The 16770-nt window shown below is 59.9% G+C and carries 17 protein-coding genes and 2 pseudogenes; 10 read left to right on the top strand and 9 right to left on the bottom strand.

Annotated features, from left to right (window positions below):
* Positions 1-24 precede the first annotated feature (24 nt).
* Positions 25-663: a TetR/AcrR family transcriptional regulator gene (locus HB376_RS10400; protein ID WP_213763579.1), complete on the top strand. Its 639-nt coding sequence runs from the start codon at positions 25-27 to the stop codon at positions 661-663.
* Between the two features lie 162 nt (positions 664-825).
* Here the strand turns inward: HB376_RS10400 and HB376_RS10395 are convergent, their stop codons facing one another.
* The 3 genes from HB376_RS10395 to HB376_RS10385 all read right to left on the bottom strand — a co-directional run bounded on the left by HB376_RS10395 (position 826) and on the right by HB376_RS10385 (position 2182).
* Positions 826-1059 (bottom strand): hypothetical protein, encoded by a 234-nt coding sequence (locus tag HB376_RS10395; protein WP_213763578.1) that lies wholly within the window; start codon positions 1057-1059, stop codon positions 826-828.
* Positions 1060-1310: 251 nt separating this feature from the next.
* A complete protein-coding gene (locus HB376_RS10390; protein ID WP_213763577.1) occupies positions 1311-1508 on the bottom strand; it encodes a hypothetical protein in 198 nt (65 codons plus the stop codon).
* A gap of 353 nt (positions 1509-1861) precedes the next feature.
* A complete protein-coding gene (locus HB376_RS10385; protein WP_213763576.1) occupies positions 1862-2182 on the bottom strand; it encodes a hypothetical protein in 321 nt (106 codons plus the stop codon).
* 251 nt (positions 2183-2433) lie between these two features.
* Between HB376_RS10385 and HB376_RS10380 the strand changes: the two genes are divergently transcribed.
* The 3 genes from HB376_RS10380 to HB376_RS10370 all read left to right on the top strand — a co-directional run bounded on the left by HB376_RS10380 (position 2434) and on the right by HB376_RS10370 (position 5318).
* On the top strand, positions 2434-2856 hold the full coding sequence (locus HB376_RS10380; RefSeq protein ID WP_213763575.1) for a MarR family winged helix-turn-helix transcriptional regulator: 423 nt from the start codon (positions 2434-2436) through the stop codon (positions 2854-2856).
* A gap of 106 nt (positions 2857-2962) precedes the next feature.
* Complete coding sequence (locus tag HB376_RS10375) at positions 2963-4312, top strand: chloride channel protein (RefSeq protein ID WP_213763574.1); 1350 nt, start codon at positions 2963-2965, stop codon at positions 4310-4312.
* A gap of 73 nt (positions 4313-4385) precedes the next feature.
* The gene (locus HB376_RS10370) at positions 4386-5318 is read left to right on the top strand and encodes a LysR family transcriptional regulator (RefSeq protein ID WP_213763573.1); all 933 of its coding nucleotides are present in this window, start codon (positions 4386-4388) and stop codon (positions 5316-5318) included.
* 49 nt (positions 5319-5367) lie between these two features.
* On the opposite strand, the gene HB376_RS10365 is transcribed toward HB376_RS10370, so the two are convergent.
* Complete coding sequence (locus tag HB376_RS10365) at positions 5368-6039, bottom strand: peroxiredoxin-like family protein (protein WP_213763572.1); 672 nt, start codon at positions 6037-6039, stop codon at positions 5368-5370.
* A gap of 398 nt (positions 6040-6437) precedes the next feature.
* On the opposite strand from HB376_RS10365, the gene HB376_RS10360 reads away from it, so the two are divergent.
* From HB376_RS10360 to HB376_RS10345, 4 genes and pseudogenes are all read left to right on the top strand, one after another.
* Positions 6438-7205 (top strand): 3-oxoacyl-ACP reductase family protein, encoded by a 768-nt coding sequence (locus HB376_RS10360; protein WP_213763571.1) that lies wholly within the window; start codon positions 6438-6440, stop codon positions 7203-7205.
* A 244-nt stretch (positions 7206-7449) separates the two neighbouring features.
* The gene (locus tag HB376_RS10355) at positions 7450-7758 is read left to right on the top strand and encodes a metalloregulator ArsR/SmtB family transcription factor (protein ID WP_213763570.1); all 309 of its coding nucleotides are present in this window, start codon (positions 7450-7452) and stop codon (positions 7756-7758) included.
* A gap of 79 nt (positions 7759-7837) precedes the next feature.
* Positions 7838-8257, top strand: a pseudogene (locus tag HB376_RS41705) (3-hydroxyacyl-CoA dehydrogenase family protein); the annotation flags it as partial.
* A gap of 265 nt (positions 8258-8522) precedes the next feature.
* A complete protein-coding gene (locus tag HB376_RS10345) occupies positions 8523-9662 on the top strand; it encodes an iron-containing alcohol dehydrogenase (protein ID WP_213763569.1) in 1140 nt (379 codons plus the stop codon).
* A gap of 226 nt (positions 9663-9888) precedes the next feature.
* On the opposite strand, the gene HB376_RS10340 is transcribed toward HB376_RS10345, so the two are convergent.
* Both HB376_RS10340 and uxuA read right to left on the bottom strand, forming a co-directional pair.
* On the bottom strand, positions 9889-11202 hold the full coding sequence (locus HB376_RS10340) for an MFS transporter (RefSeq protein WP_213763568.1): 1314 nt from the start codon (positions 11200-11202) through the stop codon (positions 9889-9891).
* 88 nt (positions 11203-11290) lie between these two features.
* The gene (gene uxuA / locus HB376_RS10335) at positions 11291-12331 is read right to left on the bottom strand and encodes a mannonate dehydratase (RefSeq protein WP_213763567.1); all 1041 of its coding nucleotides are present in this window, start codon (positions 12329-12331) and stop codon (positions 11291-11293) included.
* A 289-nt stretch (positions 12332-12620) separates the two neighbouring features.
* Between uxuA and HB376_RS10330 the strand changes: the two genes are divergently transcribed.
* The gene (locus HB376_RS10330) at positions 12621-13349 is read left to right on the top strand and encodes a FadR/GntR family transcriptional regulator (protein WP_213763566.1); all 729 of its coding nucleotides are present in this window, start codon (positions 12621-12623) and stop codon (positions 13347-13349) included.
* Between the two features lie 591 nt (positions 13350-13940).
* The gene (locus HB376_RS10325) at positions 13941-14846 is read left to right on the top strand and encodes a LysR substrate-binding domain-containing protein (protein WP_213763565.1); all 906 of its coding nucleotides are present in this window, start codon (positions 13941-13943) and stop codon (positions 14844-14846) included.
* Positions 14847-14870: 24 nt separating this feature from the next.
* Here the strand turns inward: HB376_RS10325 and HB376_RS10320 are convergent.
* The 3 genes and pseudogenes from HB376_RS10320 to HB376_RS10310 form a co-directional block, all read right to left on the bottom strand.
* Positions 14871-15038, bottom strand: a pseudogene (locus HB376_RS10320) (rubredoxin).
* 42 nt (positions 15039-15080) lie between these two features.
* Entirely contained in the window at positions 15081-15437 is a 357-nt protein-coding gene (locus HB376_RS10315; protein ID WP_213763564.1) for an amidase family protein, read from the bottom strand.
* Positions 15434-16648, bottom strand: coding sequence for a DUF1116 domain-containing protein (locus HB376_RS10310; RefSeq protein WP_213763563.1), 1215 nt, complete (start codon positions 16646-16648; stop codon positions 15434-15436). Before HB376_RS10310 ends, HB376_RS10315 begins: the two co-directional genes overlap by 4 nt.
* Between the last annotated feature and the right edge of the window lie 122 nt (positions 16649-16770).

Raw genomic sequence — 16770 nt, 5'->3', positions numbered from 1 at the left:
CGATGTACTTTGTCAAGAGGAAACATGCCTGCAAAACCGAAATTCACCCGCGAGCAGCTTCAGACCGCCGCATTGAAGATTGTCGATGAGGAGGGGCTGTCTGCCCTGTCCATGCGCGCGCTTGCTGCGGTACTTGGAACGGGTCCGATGACGATTTATAACTACTTTCACGATCGCGACGAACTGGACACGCTGCTAGTGGAAGCCGTTTTTTCTGAGGTGTGTCTTCCAGAGGAGCAAGACGACTGGCGGGAGGATGTAAGGGCAATACTGCTGGAAATGTGGCAGGCGATCCGCTCTCATCCCAATGTCATCCCGCTTGTGCTGACGCGCCGTACTAGTCACGAAGCGACGCTGGAAGTCGCGGAGGCACTGCTGGGAGCACTCGCGCGAAGCGGCTGCTCCGCAGAAGTTCTGCTCGCGGCATTCCGGACGTTCAACGGGTTTATTATCGGCCTCGCGCAGGCCCAGCTCGGCAGTGCCACCGAGGGATTTGATGGCGATTCAGATGCCCATGTTGCCGAAGCCGAATCCCTGCCGAATGACAGGTTCCCGAAGCTGCGCGAAATAGCCAGGGTCGCGGCGGGAACAAACTCGGACAATGAATTTCGCGTAGGAGTCGAGTTCATTCTCGCGGGCATGGCGAAGCAGTTCGCGACATAGCCCGAAGAAAAATCATCCGGGGGCAGGGCGGCAGGGAACTGACGAGTGCTGTTTGAGTGGTGAGCGTGCTGCCTGAACTGCTTTGCTGGGGCAAGCAAGAAGGTGAGGGACTGCGTTACTGCAACTGCTCACGTTGGCTCATGTCGGGCTGAAGGCCGGGACCTACTTTCCTGCTCTGGCGAGCGTTGCGCGGATACGTTCGCGCAGCAGTTTCCAGCGCCCGAGTTGGTTTTCCATGACGACCAGACGTTGATACTGCGTCGAAGCGGCATTTCCCAGCCGGGTATGGCGTCTGATATCTGCCCATAGCGCGCGGACCTTCGTCTCACATCTCGCGATTTCCATGTCTACCGCTGTAGCCTGTTTCACCAGATCGTCGAAGTCCTGTTCAGTCATTTATTGCTCTGGCCCAATCGCTAGACTCCAGATGCGGTGCCCCCGCTGCCTCGTACAACTTCGGCTAAATAGCTGGACATCTGGCTGGATATCAAGGCAGTGACGATCGCTGAGATAACGCGCGTCACTGGGTCAGGTTCCGATCCTCGAACGTGATCAACGGGGCGGTTCTCGTTGCGACCGGACGGGCGATCAGCAGTACAAGGATAGGTGTTTCGCCGGTGTCTGGATGACATGAAGGGGCGCAGAACCTAACCGACTTCGATTCTCCTCATCTGTTCACGAGCCAGAGTCGCTATTTCACGAAGCGTCAGATTGTCAACGTTGGTGCCTGGATCGAAGCGAATCTGAACGCTGACCGATTCTCCGGCTTCATTCTGCAGCACAGCAAACACGATATTCGGATGAGCATTGCGATTGACGTTCACACTAACTAGCAACAGGTGCATGGTCTTCATCCTTGAGTATCGGTTACGCGAGAATTGATTTTGTTCGGTCTTGCGCTGCAGTCCTGACCATCAGTTGCGGATGGATCAACGAGAAAGTCGAAAATTCGGCTCTCAGTGATACTTTTGGCAAGACAGCATATTCATCCGGCCACCGGCCGAGAGAGTTCCACCCCGGAGCGTGCGCCGTCCTTATGCTCATGCACGCTGTTGATGAAGTGATCGGGTTGAATTCCGACCGTGCCACCATCGTTGAAGACCCCTCGTCGCGCACCGCCGGGGCCAGCAATTACCAAAAATTCAACAGCGCATCCTTTAAACGTCGCCTTGCGCCGTGGCGTGCAGGTCGCTGCGGGCTACCGCGACCGGCTGCCCCAATGAATGCCGAAACCACTACCCTGTAGCCGGTGGTGCTCCCGCAAGTTCTGATGGTCGTAGCGCAGTAGCGCGGAGAAATATGAAGGACCGTGAATTATCGGGACCAGGCGATACTCACCGGAATTCGGACCCTCATCTTCGACGTGACGCACGTTGAGCGTTGAATACTCAAGGTTGAGTTCATGGGCACCGATCTCCAACATCGCAATATGTAGGACCCGTGGAGTGCTCGCGACGGCTGGAATCGACACCAGCGCCGCCGACACGACGAGTAGGAAGCCGGCGCAGCAGAAATTCATTTACCGCTCCCTAACGCGGATACGTCATAGCAACCGGCACCTGAAAACAAAGCGATACGTCGACATTGGTCTCCTCCGCGTCGAACGTCTTAGAATCCTCTGCAAAGGCGGCGAACACGGCTACATCACGTGGCCGGAGAATTCGCTGCCTGTTCCACGCACGAACCGAAACCCGGACGCGCAACTTAGGAGCAGTTTAGGCACAAGATGACATATTTTCAATCCGCATTTCCCCAATCTCTGGAGACTGAATGAGCTCCCGCAAAGGCACATCCGCCACGGCGCCAGGCAAGCAGGATCTAGAGGCGATGTCCGAGTTCCGCTATCAGCTGCGACAGTTTCTGCGGTTCTCGGAGGAGATCACCCACGCAGAAGGTGTAACTCCGTTGCAATATCAGTTGCTCCTGCATGTCAGAGGGTTTCCCGGCCGGCAATGGGCCAGTGTCGGTGAACTCGCGGAACGGCTGCAGGCTGCGCCGAATGGTACAGCCGCACTCGTCTCACGTTGTGAAGCCGCAGGTCTGGTGGTGCGCGTACCGGACGGCCTGGACCGCCGGCAGGTCCAGGTGCATCTCACGACGAAGGGCGAGCGCTGTCTGTTGAAACTGGCGGCGCTACACAAGTCGGAGATCGAGTCTTTCGGCTGGGTATTTGGACCCGCGCGCAGGAAGTGATGGTCCTCCCGCTTTTATTACACTTCGCCATGAAGACTGAGCCGTCTATCGCGAGATATGGCACAGTGTGCCTTATCGTTTATACTCGTGCCTTTGCGGCGGCGTCATGCGCATACCGGGATTTATCGATAAACGTGCGGTGCAGCGTGGCAGACGGTTGTGGCTGCATTACGGCGTGTTCTGGCTGGGCGCCATCGCGACCGGGCTCGTCGCCGTTCTGTACGCTAAGCTGATCGACGTCGGATACGACACTTTTCTGCGATATGCAACGCGGTACTGGTGGTTGCCGCTTCCCGTCAGCCCGGCGATCGGCGCACTCGGCGTCTGGTTGACCCGACGCTTTTTCCCTGGATCAGAAGGCAGCGGAATCCCTCAGGTCATCGCGACGCTTCATGACAGCGGCGCTCTTGCGCCACGCCTTCTGAGCATAAGAATCCTGGTCGGCAAGATCGTGGTGTCGTTCCTTTCGATATTGGGGGGATTTACGATCGGCCGGGAGGGTCCGACGATCCACGTGGGTGCGGCACTCATGTTCAACCTGCGGCGCTTCTATCCTCAGCGGTTCCGGGCCCTCCGGGGTACGGCGCTTGAGCACCGGCTGGCGCTCGCTGGTGCCGCAGCGGGCCTGTCGGCAGCGTTTAACGCACCGCTCGCCGGTGTCGTCTTTGCGATCGAGGAGTTGACCCGAAGCTTCGAGCAGCGCACAAGTGGCGTGCTGATTACCGCCATCATCTTCGCCGGTATTGTTTCACTGGGATTGCAGGGCAACTACACGTATTTCGGAACGATCGATATAGGGAACCACTTCCCAGACCTGCTCGCAGTAGCCGTCGTACTGATCGGTGCTGTGTCCGGCGTCGCGGGCGGCGTATTCTGCTGGCTACTACTGAATACCGGGCGCTGGATCCCGTCGCGGGTCAACACCTGGCGCGACCGTCATCCGGTGGCGTTTGGTGCCGTGTGCGGCCTGATCATCGCCGTGATCGGCGTGGCCTCCGGCGGACATACGTTCGGCAGTGGCTATGCCGAAGCGCGGGCAATGCTGGAAGGACGAGCTCAACTAAGCGCTGCCTACCCGGTGCTCAAGATGGCCTCGATGGTCGGGTCGTATCTGCCGGGCGCACCTGGTGGACTCTTTGCGCCCTCGTTGGCGATCGGTGCCGGTATTGGAAATGCGCTGCACCTGGTGTTCGGCCAGATGCAACTGCCGATGCTGATCGCGCTCGGAATGGTCGGTTATCTGGCTGCAGTGACGCAAAGCCCGATCACCGCGTTCGTGATCGTGATCGAGATGATCAACGGCCATGCACTCGTCATATCACTCATGGCTACAGCGCTGATATCCAGTCAGGTATCGAAACTCTTTGCCCCAGCACTTTACGAGACGTTGGCGAAGCGATATGTCAGCGTGAATCCCGCCGTGCTCGTCGAAGGGTCGGCAGGAGATAAGACATAGAGTGATCGGGCGCATGGGAGACGGTTCGTATACTGTGCTATTCGATTATGAACAGTTTGCAGGAGAGCAACGTATGGACCGCATGACCGCAATGGAGACGTTCGTAACCGTGGTGGACGCAGGTTCATTTTCTGCGGCCGCTCGCCGGTTAAAGTTGGGCCAGCCGGCGGTCTCGAAGTCGATTGCGCAACTGGAAGAGCATCTCGGCGCGCGGCTTTTGCTTCGCTCAACGAGAGGCCTGGCGCCGACGGATGCGGGCCAGCGATTCTACGAGCACGCCCGCCGTGCAATCGATGAGGCGGATCAGGCCGAACAGGCAGCACGCGAATCGTCGGACGGGCTCTCGGGCCGCTTGCGCATCGGTGCTGCGGTCACCTTCGCGCGGCTGCACATTTTGCCAGCCCTTAAGTCCTTTCTCGACCAGCATCCGAAACTGAGTATCGACATCGTTCTGGACGACCGTTCCATCGATCTGCTTGAACAGGGCGTCGACGTGGCGCTCCGCATGGGTACGCTCGACGACTCGACGATGACCGCACGACGCATCCTGCGGGGACGGCGACTGGTGGTCGGGACCCCGCGCTATTTCGCGGACGCCGGCGTTCCGAAGACACCGGCAGACCTGAGCCGGCACCAGGCGATCGTGTACTCCCTGCGAGGTGGTGGCGAGTCGTGGTCGTTTAGCTGCAACGATGGCACCGAGGTCGCCGTGGCCGTGTCGGGCCGGGTAAGCGTGAGCGCCGCCGAGGGCATGCGCACGGCGGTGCTGGGGCACATGGGCCTCGCTGTCGCGTCAGAATGGATGTTCTCCCCCGAACTCGCCGACGGCACTGTGCAAGCCGTTCTCACCGAATGGACGCTGCCAGCCATCGATGTCTGGGCAGTCTTTCCGTCCGGTCGCATGGCTACGACGAAAGCGCGCGCCTTCGTCGCTTTCGTCGAGCACCTGTTTGATGGGCACGGTGGCAGTACTGAAGCCGACCCGAAATCCACTCTTATCGATTGACGCGCCGGCTTCAGAAAACAGCAAAATCGGGGTCGGTAAGTTTCTCCGTTTACACCTTCGCAGTCGCCTTCTCGAGCACGGCGAACATGTCGCTTGGATCGGCGCGGCGCGTGTAGTCTGGATGAACCTCCGAGTACAGCACGATACCGTCGCGGCCAATGACGTAGCGCGCTGGCATAGGCAAAGTCCAGCTGGGATCGTCGTTGAACACCGGGAGGTCGTTTCTCAGGCGCCTGTACAAATCGACGAGGTAGCCAGGCAGCGAGAAGCGCACGCCGAACGCTGCGCTCGTCTCGCCGTTGACATCGCTCAGCACCGGGAAGCTCAACCCGTTCTCGCGCACTGACTTGCGGCTATTGACCGGCGTCTGCGGCGAGATGGCGACCACGTTCGCACCATGGGCGCGAATTTGCGACAGCACTTCGTTGATCGCCTGAAGTTCGATGTTGCAGTACGGACACCATACGCCACGATAGAAGGTCACGACGAGCGGCCCCTGCGCAAGCAGATCGGTCGACGAGACGTCGTTGTCGTTCTGGTCTTTCAATTTGAACAGCGGGGCGCGGTCGCCAGCTTTGATGGCGCGTGCCGCCTGACCGCTCGCGATCAGTTCAGCGGTCGCACGCTCCATGATCGGGTGGATTTCCGCCGGTGCGTAATAGGGCGGTTTGCCGGCCTTGAAGTCGGCTTTGAAAGCGTCGAGTTTGTCTTGCAGTGTCATCGCGAATCTCCTTGAGTGATTGAGGCCGATAGGGCGTTTAATCCGCATTGAGCGTGAGCGTAGCTGCTCACGATCCCCGCAGGTTGAAACTCCCAGAGCATCAGCAGAAGGCATCCCCCGTCGATAACAGTTATTCCGTGCAGGCATGTTCCGCATAAGCGCATTTGTGCCCTCGTGCCCTTGCGAAGCGATGACTCGCGTCTGGGCATCCCGGTTCAGTAAAGTGGACTCCACCAGGAATAGGACCTATTCCTGGCCGACTACTACCGTGCATTCCGACACGAGCGGACGATACGCATCAACCAATGCATGAACACATTGGCGCACATGCAACAGTCGGCTTGTCCCCGCACTTGGGCATGTGAGCAGACCCTTCAAATTTCACTATCGAGGTAATCATGACTCAAGCTCTGAAAGGCAAACTTGCACTTGTGACCGGCTCTTCTCGTGGAATCGGCGCGGCCATCGCAACCCGTCTCGCGCGGGAGGGCGCATCCGTTATCGTCCATTACGCGTCGAGTCCGGAGCGTGCAGAGAACGTAGTTAATGCGATCCGCGATGCAGGCGGCGAGGCCGAAGCGGTCGGCGCCAATCTGGCAAAGCCCGAGGGTGTCGCGGCGCTGACCGATTCGTTGAACGGCGTCTTTGGCGGAAAATTTGAAGGCCGGCTCGACATCCTCGTCAACAACGCGGGCACCGTCGAATACGGACCGTTCCTTGAGTCGTCTGAGACATCGTATGACACGCACTTCAATCTGAACGTGCGGGCGCCGATTGAACTGGCGAAGGACGCGGCAAAGCGCATGATCAAGACGGGTTGGGGACGCATCATCAATGTGGGCTCTGCTTTCGGCGAAGCAGCGCCGCTGCCTGGCGTAACGCTTTACATCGCGTCGAAGTTTGCCATTCGGGGCTTCACACGTGGACTTTCGCGCGAGCTTGGCCAGTATGGCGTGACCGTCAATGCAGTTCAGCCCGGCCCGATCGACACTGAACTCGCTCCCCAGCCTGGGACGGAGGCTCACGCAACGATGACGAAACTCGCCAGTGTGGGTCGCTTCGGTAAGCCCGAAGAAATCGCGGCGGCGGTAGCGTACCTGGCGAGCCCCGAAGCAAGCTACACCACCGGTGAAAGTCTGACGGTCGACGGTGGGTGGATTGCCTGAGGAAGCCGAAGAGGGTTTCGCTCGCACGCTGCCAGGCGCTGATTCAGGACCGTACTGGTCGAGGGAGTGTAGGACCGCCGACGTGCGAAATGCTCGGGCGATCGAGGTCCACTGATGTACATCTCCGGGGCATTTCGCGTGTTATCCCACAGCCGATTCCCCGTCAGTCTGTAGCGGGGATGACTTTGCCGCCGTGCGTGTCAAACCAGAGCAAACGACTTTCGACGATTGATGAACCATGGAAATGGATGAAGACACCAGAATGCTTGCTTTGAGCGCTATAGCGCACCGGTCGCGATTGGCTGTCTTCCGGATACTCGTTACGGCGGGGCCGCGCGGGTTGCCCGCTGGCGAGATTTCTGCGCGGTTAGGAATCGTTTCATCCAGCCTGTCTTTCCACCTCAAGGACATGTTGCGAGCGAACCTTGTATCCGGGCGCCGGGAGGGGACCTTCATCTATTATTCGGCGGCCCTCGATACCATTCATGGGGTCATCGACTTTTTGACCGAAACTTGCCTCGCGGGCCCCGCAAGGGTTCCTCCCGCTCAGTAAAGAAGATGCCTATAGCGCTCAGCTGCTCCGGCGCCGTCAGGAACCTGACTCGCTCGGCGCGCTCGCCACGTCGCGTAGCATGGGACAGCTAAAGACCCCGGATATGGACGTTCTGTTTATGAACCTCTCGCATCATGTTAAGGATTGGGACTGCCCGTTACGAAAGCGCGCGACGGATGATGTGTGGTGTGTCGAGGCTAGAGCTAGAGCGGGACTCGGTAGCTGTGGCGGTGTATGCGAAACGGCACGGCCTGGCGCTGCTGTGACCGACGCCCACACCGTCGATAAGTTCGTGCGCGAACAGATGGACTTTCGCATGGGACCGTTCGAACTGCTCGACCTCACGGGGCTTGACGTGTCGCACCCGGTCATGGAATCTATCTATCGGCAGTTCTATGACGAACCTCGTTTCCGCCCGTCACCGATCACTGCTGTACGGCTTGCCGGGGGGATGTTAGGACGCAAAAGCGGATCTGGTTTCTACGAGTACGGAGACGGGACAAAGCTTGCAACAAAAGACGTGTCCGAGCCGCCAGTCGGATTGACCGAGGAGCCGGCCGTTTGGGTCAGCAGGCAATATCCCGACGAAGCGCAGCGCGTGCTTGCGCTGTTTGATCAGTTAAACGTTTGGGTTGAGGATGGTCCATTCCCCACCAACGATGCATTGATCATTGTCACTACTGCGGAAATCCCATTGTTTATCGGGTCCGGCAAGCGAATGCCGAGCAACAGCATAGCTCCCCTATAACTCTTCCTCAACTGTCATGTCCCTTATCAACTATATAACCCAGATTCAGTTTGAATATGGCGCGGTTCGGCTGCTGGCCGGTGAGTGCGAGCGCATCGGCATACGCCGGCCCTTGATCGTGACGGATGCAGGCATCCGGGAAGCGGGCATTGTGGACACCGTGCTGGCGGCGCTCGCCAGTACAATAGATTTGCCGGTGTTCGATCGCACTCCGCCGAACCCTAACGAGGGCGTCGTGCGGGACGCCGTTGCGATGTACCGGGCGCATGGATGCGACGGTGTGATCGCGGTGGGCGGCGGCTCGTCGATCGATCTGGCGAAGGGTGTGGCCGTTTGCGCCACGCATGACGGTCCGCTGCAAAGCTTCGCGGTGATAGAAGGAGGCGCTGCGCGCATCACGGAGGCGACGGCGCCTGTTATTGCTATCCCGACCACTGCGGGAACCGGCAGCGAAGTAGGTCGCGGGGCGATCCTGATTCTCGACGACGGCCGCAAGGTCGGGGTGATTTCGCCTTACGTCGTGCCAAGGGTCGCGATCTGCGATCCAGAGCTCACGCTCGGCCTGCCGCCGATGCTCACGGCCGCCACCGGCATGGACGCCATCGCGCATTGTCTCGAAACATTCATGGCGCCCGCGTTTAATCCGCCCGCCGACGGCATCGCGCTGGACGGTCTGTGGCGTGCGTGGCGCCACATCGAACGCGCGACTCGCCATCCCACCGACCGCGCCGCGCGTCTGAACATGATGAGCGCGTCGATGCAGGGCGCGCTCGCCTTCCAGAAAGGTCTCGGCTGCGTACACAGCCTGAGCCATTCTCTCGGAGGCATCAATCCGCGCCTTCACCACGGCACGCTCAACGCGATCTTCTTGCCAGCCGTCATTGCCTTTAATCGCGCGGCGCCTTCGATGCAGGACGAAACCAAGCTCGAACGCATTGCACAGGCGATGGGCCTTGCATCGGCTGACGAGGTCGGTCCGGCGATCCGTGCGATGACGGCAACGCTCGGACTTCCGCTCGGTCTCGCGGAACTCGGCGTGACGCGCGAGATGTTCGCACGCATTGTCGCGGGTGCCCTGAAGGACCATAGCCATAAGACCAATCCACGCGAAGCGTCAAGTGACGACTACCCCACGATGCTCGAAGCATCGATGTAACACCGCTATTGCAGGCTTCGTTCGCGCGCACTCTTATCTTGCGAAATAAGCATTCCTCTCTGTTCCGTCCCACTCTTACCGATTCCCTTACTGCGGCAAAACCCCGTACAACGCCTCCACTCGATCAATTTCGCCCACCAGGCTGCGCGCGGTATCACTGCCGTCGGGTCCGCTCGCGACCATGGCCATATACATAGTTCGAAAAACCGTTGGTCGAACTGCTCAGTCAAACCGCCTCTCGTTCGGCCATTTTCTTCGCATGACCACGCGGCAGCAACGGCAGCGGTTCGACTTTCCCCACAACGAATAGATACGACAACGCGCCGACCACGCATAGCGAACCCGCGACCACGAGCGGGATCGCGAACGAACCTTTGGTGATCGTCAGCATGACGCCTGTGAACGTCGTGATAAAGATCCCTGCGAGGTTACCGGCAAAGTTCTGGATACCGCCAAGCGAGGCGACATGAGCCGGCGTAGGTGCAACTTCGCCAACCAGGGTCCAGACGTTCGCGCCGGCGAACGACAAACTCGCGTAGGCCAACGAAAACAGCGCCAGGCACGCCCAGATGCTCTCGACGTACGCGGACAGCGCGATCGACGATGACAGCAACATGCCAAGCACAAGGCATGTCTTGCGCGCGGCCGTCGCACTCCATCCGCGTTTGAACAAACCGTCCGACACCAGGCCGCCAAGCCAGCCGCCGGGAATCGCCAGCAGCGCCGGCATCATGCCCCAAGTCCCTAACGACGCCAGCGAGAAACCACGCGACTGCAGCAGATAGCTCGGAAACCACGTGATAAAAAAGTAGATCGCGAAATTCAGGCAGAACAAGCCGATCATCATGCCCCACACCGTCCGGTAGCGAAACAGGTCGAGCCATGAGATTGATTCGGCGGAATTGGCCTCGGCGATTGTGGCAGGCGAACCGCGCTGCGAGAGCAAGGCATCGACCGCTTCAGGCGCAATAGCGCGGTAGCGCTCCGGGTCGCGATAAATGAACCACCAGGCGGCGGCCCACACAATCCCGAGGCCGCCCGTCATCACGAACGATCCACGCCATCCGACCACGGAGATCAACCATGCAACCAGCGGCAGGGACAGGGCGGATCCGACGCGCGAACCGCTGTCGAAAATACTGCTCGCCAGGCCCCGTTCGCCTCGTGGAAACCAGTTGAAGGCAACCTTCGCAAACGACGGAATCGCCGCTGCTTCCCCGACGCCGAGCATCAGCCGAACGCCCACGAGCTGGGCAAGACCACGCGCCGCTCCCGTCGCGATCGTGAAGATCGACCACCAGCCCACCGCCAAAGCGAGACTCACGCGCACGCCGACCTTGTCGATGAACCATCCGGCGGGCAGTTGCAGAAAAGCATATGTCCAGAAGAACGCGCTCAGCACGAGGCCCATGCCGACCGCGTCCAGACCTAACTCCGCCCGAATGCTGGGCGCCGCGATCGCCAGGTTGGCCCGATCAACGAAGTTGATGACGTTGGCGAGGAAGCACATGAAAATCATGGCCCATCGGATGCGTGGCATGGAAGTCTCCGTCCTGGATATTGTTTTGCTACGCCAGCCGAACCTTCCGCCGGCGTCCTCGTTGAATGTTTTTATTCCGGCTTGCGCTTCAGGACAGCTTGTCGATTGCTTCCCACAAGCCATTGATATAAACGGCGCCCAAAGCCCGGTCGTACAAACCGTAGCCAGGCTTGCCGGTCTCGCCCCAGATCATGCGGCCATGATCTGGCCGGAAATAACCGGTGAATCCCGTGTCGTGGTAAGCCTTCACGATCGCGGCGATATCCAGCGAACCGCAACTGGACAAATGGGCAGACTCTTCGAAATCGCCCTCGGGCGTGATCTTCACGTTGCGGATGTGTGCGAAGTGGATGCGCCCCATGCCGCCGAACTCGCGCACCAGCGCTTCTACGTTGTTCTGCGGTCCGGCGCCAAGCGAGCCGGAACACAGAGTCAAGCCATTCGCCGGCGAATCCACGATCCCGACGATCCGCGCGAGGTCATCGCGATTCTTGACGATGCGTGGCAAACCGAAGATGGGACGTGGCGGATCGTCGGGATGAATCGCCATCTTCACGCCGCTCTCCTCGGCGACAGGAATGATCGCCTTCAGGAAATATTCCAGATGCTCCCAGAGCCTGGCTTCATCGACTTCGCGATAGTCGGCGAGCAAGGCCTTCAATTGTTCGGGCCTGTAGCTCGAATCCCAACCAGGCAGTGCAATGCCGTTGCTCGGGTCGATCTCTTCGATTTCCTTCGTGCTGAACGCGAGGCAAGTCGAGCCGTCTTCCAGCGTTTTTGACAGGTCCGTGCGAGTCCAGTCGAATACCGGCATGAAGTTGTAGCAGATGACCTTGATGCCGGCTGCCCCGAGGTTCCGGATGGTCTGCTGATAGTTCGCGATGAGCCGGTCACGGCTCGGTTTGCCGAGCTTGATGTCCTCGTGCACGGGTACGGACTCGATCACTTCGAAGCGCAGACCGGCCTGCTCGATCATCGATTTCAGGGCCGCTATCTTCTGCGCGGGCCACACTTCGCCAACCGGTTCGTCGTAAATGGCGGACACGATATCCGTCATGCCGGGAATCTGGCGAATGTATTGCAGCGTGACGGGATCGGACTCGCCGTACCACCGGAAAGACATCTTCACGACTTCACTCCTTTCATTGATTGCACAGCCCTGATGCATCGAGGCGCGCATGCGGCGAGCCCCTGAAGCTGCCGAATTATGATTGGTTGACCAATTCGACGCGATAGTGGTTTACCAGTGAATCACAACGTCAGCCCAGCCGCGTCCTGATTTTCACTGACATATCGTGCCGCTCGCAGCAGTCGCTCACAGCAGTCGAAATGAGAGGTCTCGCCGAATTGGTGTACCATTTCTGGCATGAGCCGGAAGCTGTTTTTCGCTCCTCGATACGCCAATATACGAGCACTCAATGACTGACCTCTCCCTCCAACCGTTCACCCAGAGACAGGATGCAGAAGGCGCGGATCGTTCTTACATCGGCCTCGCGAAGCAGATTCACGCGTTGATCGCGGCGGGCGACTTCGAAACGGGATCGAGACTGCCTTCGGAGCGCACCTTGGCGGACAAATTCAACGTCAGCCGCACGCAGGTGCGCGAAGCGATCATCGCGCTGGAAGTCCAGGGTGTCGTGGAAGTACGCGGTGGCTCAGGGATCTATGTGGCGGCTGACCTGGGCGCGCGACCGGTGAGCTTCGAGTTGCCACGCGGCCCGGGGCCGATCGAAACGCTGCGAGCGCGTGCCCTGATCGAATCCGAAGTAGCGGCGCTCGCGGCCGTGGAGCGCAAAGACAGCGATCTCGATCGTATCTTTTTCGCGCTCACCACGATGCGCGAGAACATGCACGACAAGCAGGCCAACGACGCCGCAGACCGGCAATTTCACCTGTGCATCGCACAAGCCACGGGCAATACCGTGTTGTTGCACATGGTCACCGCAATGTGGGACTGCGCGCGCAGCGATCCTCTGTGGGACAAGATCGAGGAACACTTTCATACGACGGCATTACGGGTGGCGTCGCAGGAAGATCATCAGCGGATCTTCGCTGCCATCATGGCCCGTGATCCAGCCGAGGCCCGCCAGGCGATGCAAGCCCATCTGGCGCGCGTGGTCAGCGATTTCACGCAAGCCTGGCGCTGAAAATCATTCTCTGGACTGGCCACGATGGTCTTGTCGGATAGCTGGGTGCAGACTAACGAGGCGACTTGGGGCAACTTTCTCCCCAGAAATTTTCTGCCGGCTCCAGCCGGATTGCGGGTTCGCCCACCGAGCGGTGCAGAGCGAGACGGCTGAAATTTTTCCTACCCAAAGGGGGATGAGTCGTGCCTGCGGGCGACATCTAGCACGCAGACCCGCTCGATCGATAAAGCTCAAGCTCATGGTCCTGCGGCTTCAGACCGCGTGTCCATCTAGTCGCTATTGCGCTGTCTGATCGTTACTTCCAATCGCCTGGACTTCCATCGGTTGGATTCATATAGCCGGGCAACCGATCCGAACCGCCGTGTACGGACCCGTATGCACGGTGGTGTGGGAGGGGGCGGGCAGCGAGGCCTGCCCCTATCCCAATGACGAAGACTGAAACGGCGGCCGCAAACTGCACGGGCATTGCCGCGCGGTTGATGACGGTTCTTTTGATCAAGTAAAATGCGGCCGCATCGCGCGAAAGCTCATCCGCTCTCGCGCCGTTGCGGTATTTCATCCCGAAAATACATCATCAGGTGACGGCATACGATGGCCATGACGTTCCGTCAGATCGAAGCATTTCGCGCCATCATGGCGACCGGCACGGTTACCCAGGCCGCCGAGATGCTGCATGTATCGCAACCGGTCGTGAGCCGGATGCTCTCCGATCTGGAGTCGGAGATCGGTTTCATGCTGTTCGATCGGACTGGCCGGCAGCTCGTTCCGACCGACGAAGCGCGCGCGTTGCTGCACGAGGTGCACCGCGCGTTCGTCGGGCTGCGCGACGTCAGTGAGGCGGCCAAGGCGATCCACGAATTTCGTGCCGGCCATTTGCGCTTGATCACACTGCCGAGCATCGCGTCGAGCATCATGCCGGCGCTGTTGTTACGCTTTACCGCTGCGTATCCGGATGTGGCGGTGTCGCTCGAGGTTCAGTCATCGCAGCGCGTATTTGAATGGCTCGTTTCGCTGCAATGCGATCTGGGCATTGCGTCGCTGCCGGTCGAAAGCGCGCATATCGAAACAACGCCGTTGCTCAGGGCCGACTCGGTTTGCCTGCTGCCGATCGGCCATCGGTTGGCCGCCAACGCATGCATTGCGCCGCGTGATCTGGCCGGCGAGGACTTTATTTCATTCAAGTCCGATTCCACTTACCGCTTTAGAGTTGACCAGATATTCGACGCCGCGTTGATTCGCCGCAAGCTGAAGATCGATGCGCGGACCGCGGAGACGATCTTCAGCTTGGTCGGGGCGGGTCTCGGCGTGTCGATCGTTCCGCCATTTTTCTCAAAAGCGATGGCGGACGGTGTGATGGTTCGGCGCTTCGAGCCGGCGTTGCCGGAGGAGGTCGGCATTCTACGGCCGACCCATAAGCCGCTTTCGCGGATCGCTCAGCAATTTATCGCGTTGACAGCCGAGTTCATGCCGTCGTATCAACGCGCCGGGAACAGCTGACAACCAAGTCTACGGCTACGCTTACTAGTCGAGCAGTACCATCTCAAAATCAGTCTTGGGCTACGCCGCATTCCGGACAGACCCAATCCGCTGGAACGTCGCCCCACGATGTGCCGGCCGGAATGCCGTCATCGGGTGCCCAAGCGCTTCGTCGTAGATGAATCCGCATACCAGACACTGCCAGGATCTCATGTCGTCGCGCTATTTGCGAATAATGGTACGTGTCGTAAAACGCTAGCGCGATTCCAGGCATGCCTCTGCCCAACCGGCGAGGTTCACGCACGAGGCGTCCCACGACGGCTGGGCGGCATGGTAGATCGTCGAGCCATAACCGGTCGGCAGCTCGGCCGTATCGATAATGTCTTTGACCGCTATCGGCAGACCGTGCAACAACCCTTTGCCCGGTGCCGCATCACGCGCACGTGCTTCCTGCAACGCTTTTTCGCGATCCAGATGCTGCCATGCGCCCACGACGTTTTCGCGCGCATCGACGCGATTGAGACAGGCCTGAACCAATTGTTCCGATGTCAGTTGACCCGCACGGATCGCGGCCGCGGCCTGTACCGCATCAAGTTCATTGGGAGACGTCATTGGCTGTTCCGTAATGCTTCGCAGGCCGTCATGAATACGGCGACGGGCGGCTGATACAAACCGGGCCCCAGCCGCCCGTCGATGCCACGGTTGTCGAGCACGCCGAGGCTGATGATCGGCGCGGCCTGTTGTTCGCAGACCGTCGCGGCGGCCAGACCGACACGCGCGCCGCTAAGCGGAAAACCGGGATGGGCGGCCAGGAATGCCTGCGGTGACAACGTCGCGCCGCCGGCAATCGACGACAGTGCCTGCGCGCTGCGCTGCGCATGGCCCGGCGCCATCGCCCCAAACCCGAACGCGTCGACGATCGCGCTGTCACCGATCGCGCCCAGCGCTCGCGTCGCATCGAACGGTGCGCCCACCGCGAGGGGCGGCGACGCCGGCACGGTGATCCAGTGGCGCGGCCGGCCAGCGAGTTGAATGCCGAATTCGAAGCCGTTGCCGCCCATGCCGGTGATCACGCTTGAATCCGCAATGCCCTGTGCGGCGCGCATGATGCATTTGGTGGCGGCCATCCAGAGATTCAAAAAAAAGCCCGGCGAGCGCTGCAGGAAGGTTCGACAACGCACGTCGGCCGCAGCACTGCCGAGCCGTTGTGACAATAGCTGCGTCAGCGCGTCGGTTGCGTGCGCCGTCTGACCATGACAGTCGTCGCCGAGCGACAGGCCGGTGTCAGCTAATTCGATCAGTGCGAGCGGATCGCCGAACACCTCGCGCAACGTCGCCGCCAACTCGCCGTTGACCCAGCGCAACTGCTCCAGCACTGCGGGATTGCACAAACCCACCCGTATGACCTCCGTGCCGCCGCCGTTCAACGGGCTGTACGCACGGCAATCCTGATTGTCGCGCGCAGCCACCACCTGAACGAACATCGAGGGCGACAGCACGTCGGCCAGCGGGACGGCCACGTGGCGATCCTGGGCCGGCTCGAGCCTGATTTTTCCGGATCGCAGCAATGCTTGCGCGCTTGCCTGATCTTGCGCCCAGCCCTCGAACAGGACTGCCATCACGGCTGAGTTCAGCAACGGCGTTGTCAGCTCGCGCGGATCGCGCACCGGCGGCCCTGCGTGCAGCAGCATCTGGCCGTCGAGTTCGAGAACCGCCTGCGCTTGAACCACGCCTTGCCACTGCGGCTGCGCCGCGAGCATTCGCTCGATGGCGCTCTGATCAGCGCGGGAGCGGTCGGGATCGATCTGATTTTTGAAAGACATGGATGCCGTGCAAGCCTTAAGGGTATTCAGGATAGGCTCACGCAACGCCGGCACCCTAGTGGAAAGTGCGGGCCATAAGGCAAAGCGTCAACGCACGATAAAGAATTTTAATTCGCGGCGAC

Origin of the sequence: Caballeronia sp. dw_19, assembly GCF_018449515.1 — a bacterium.
In the GTDB taxonomy this organism is placed as follows: Bacteria; Pseudomonadota; Gammaproteobacteria; order Burkholderiales; family Burkholderiaceae; genus Caballeronia.
Note: the sequence above shows the minus strand (reverse complement) of the source record. Positions and strands in the feature narration are given on the sequence as shown.

Coding starts and splice junctions, on each gene's coding strand:
- HB376_RS10400 (WP_213763579.1), top strand. CDS start 25: ATGCCTGCAAAACCGAAATTCACCCGCGAGCAGCTTCAGACCGCCGCA.
- HB376_RS10395 (WP_213763578.1), bottom strand. CDS start 1,059: ATGACTGAACAGGACTTCGACGATCTGGTGAAACAGGCTACAGCGGTA.
- HB376_RS10390 (WP_213763577.1), bottom strand. CDS start 1,508: ATGCACCTGTTGCTAGTTAGTGTGAACGTCAATCGCAATGCTCATCCG.
- HB376_RS10385 (WP_213763576.1), bottom strand. CDS start 2,182: ATGAATTTCTGCTGCGCCGGCTTCCTACTCGTCGTGTCGGCGGCGCTG.
- HB376_RS10380 (WP_213763575.1), top strand. CDS start 2,434: ATGAGCTCCCGCAAAGGCACATCCGCCACGGCGCCAGGCAAGCAGGAT.
- HB376_RS10375 (WP_213763574.1), top strand. CDS start 2,963: ATGCGCATACCGGGATTTATCGATAAACGTGCGGTGCAGCGTGGCAGA.
- HB376_RS10370 (WP_213763573.1), top strand. CDS start 4,386: ATGGACCGCATGACCGCAATGGAGACGTTCGTAACCGTGGTGGACGCA.
- HB376_RS10365 (WP_213763572.1), bottom strand. CDS start 6,039: ATGACACTGCAAGACAAACTCGACGCTTTCAAAGCCGACTTCAAGGCC.
- HB376_RS10360 (WP_213763571.1), top strand. CDS start 6,438: ATGACTCAAGCTCTGAAAGGCAAACTTGCACTTGTGACCGGCTCTTCT.
- HB376_RS10355 (WP_213763570.1), top strand. CDS start 7,450: ATGGATGAAGACACCAGAATGCTTGCTTTGAGCGCTATAGCGCACCGG.
- HB376_RS10345 (WP_213763569.1), top strand. CDS start 8,523: ATGTCCCTTATCAACTATATAACCCAGATTCAGTTTGAATATGGCGCG.
- HB376_RS10340 (WP_213763568.1), bottom strand. CDS start 11,202: ATGCCACGCATCCGATGGGCCATGATTTTCATGTGCTTCCTCGCCAAC.
- HB376_RS10330 (WP_213763566.1), top strand. CDS start 12,621: ATGACTGACCTCTCCCTCCAACCGTTCACCCAGAGACAGGATGCAGAA.
- HB376_RS10325 (WP_213763565.1), top strand. CDS start 13,941: ATGGCCATGACGTTCCGTCAGATCGAAGCATTTCGCGCCATCATGGCG.
- HB376_RS10315 (WP_213763564.1), bottom strand. CDS start 15,437: ATGACGTCTCCCAATGAACTTGATGCGGTACAGGCCGCGGCCGCGATC.
- HB376_RS10310 (WP_213763563.1), bottom strand. CDS start 16,648: ATGTCTTTCAAAAATCAGATCGATCCCGACCGCTCCCGCGCTGATCAG.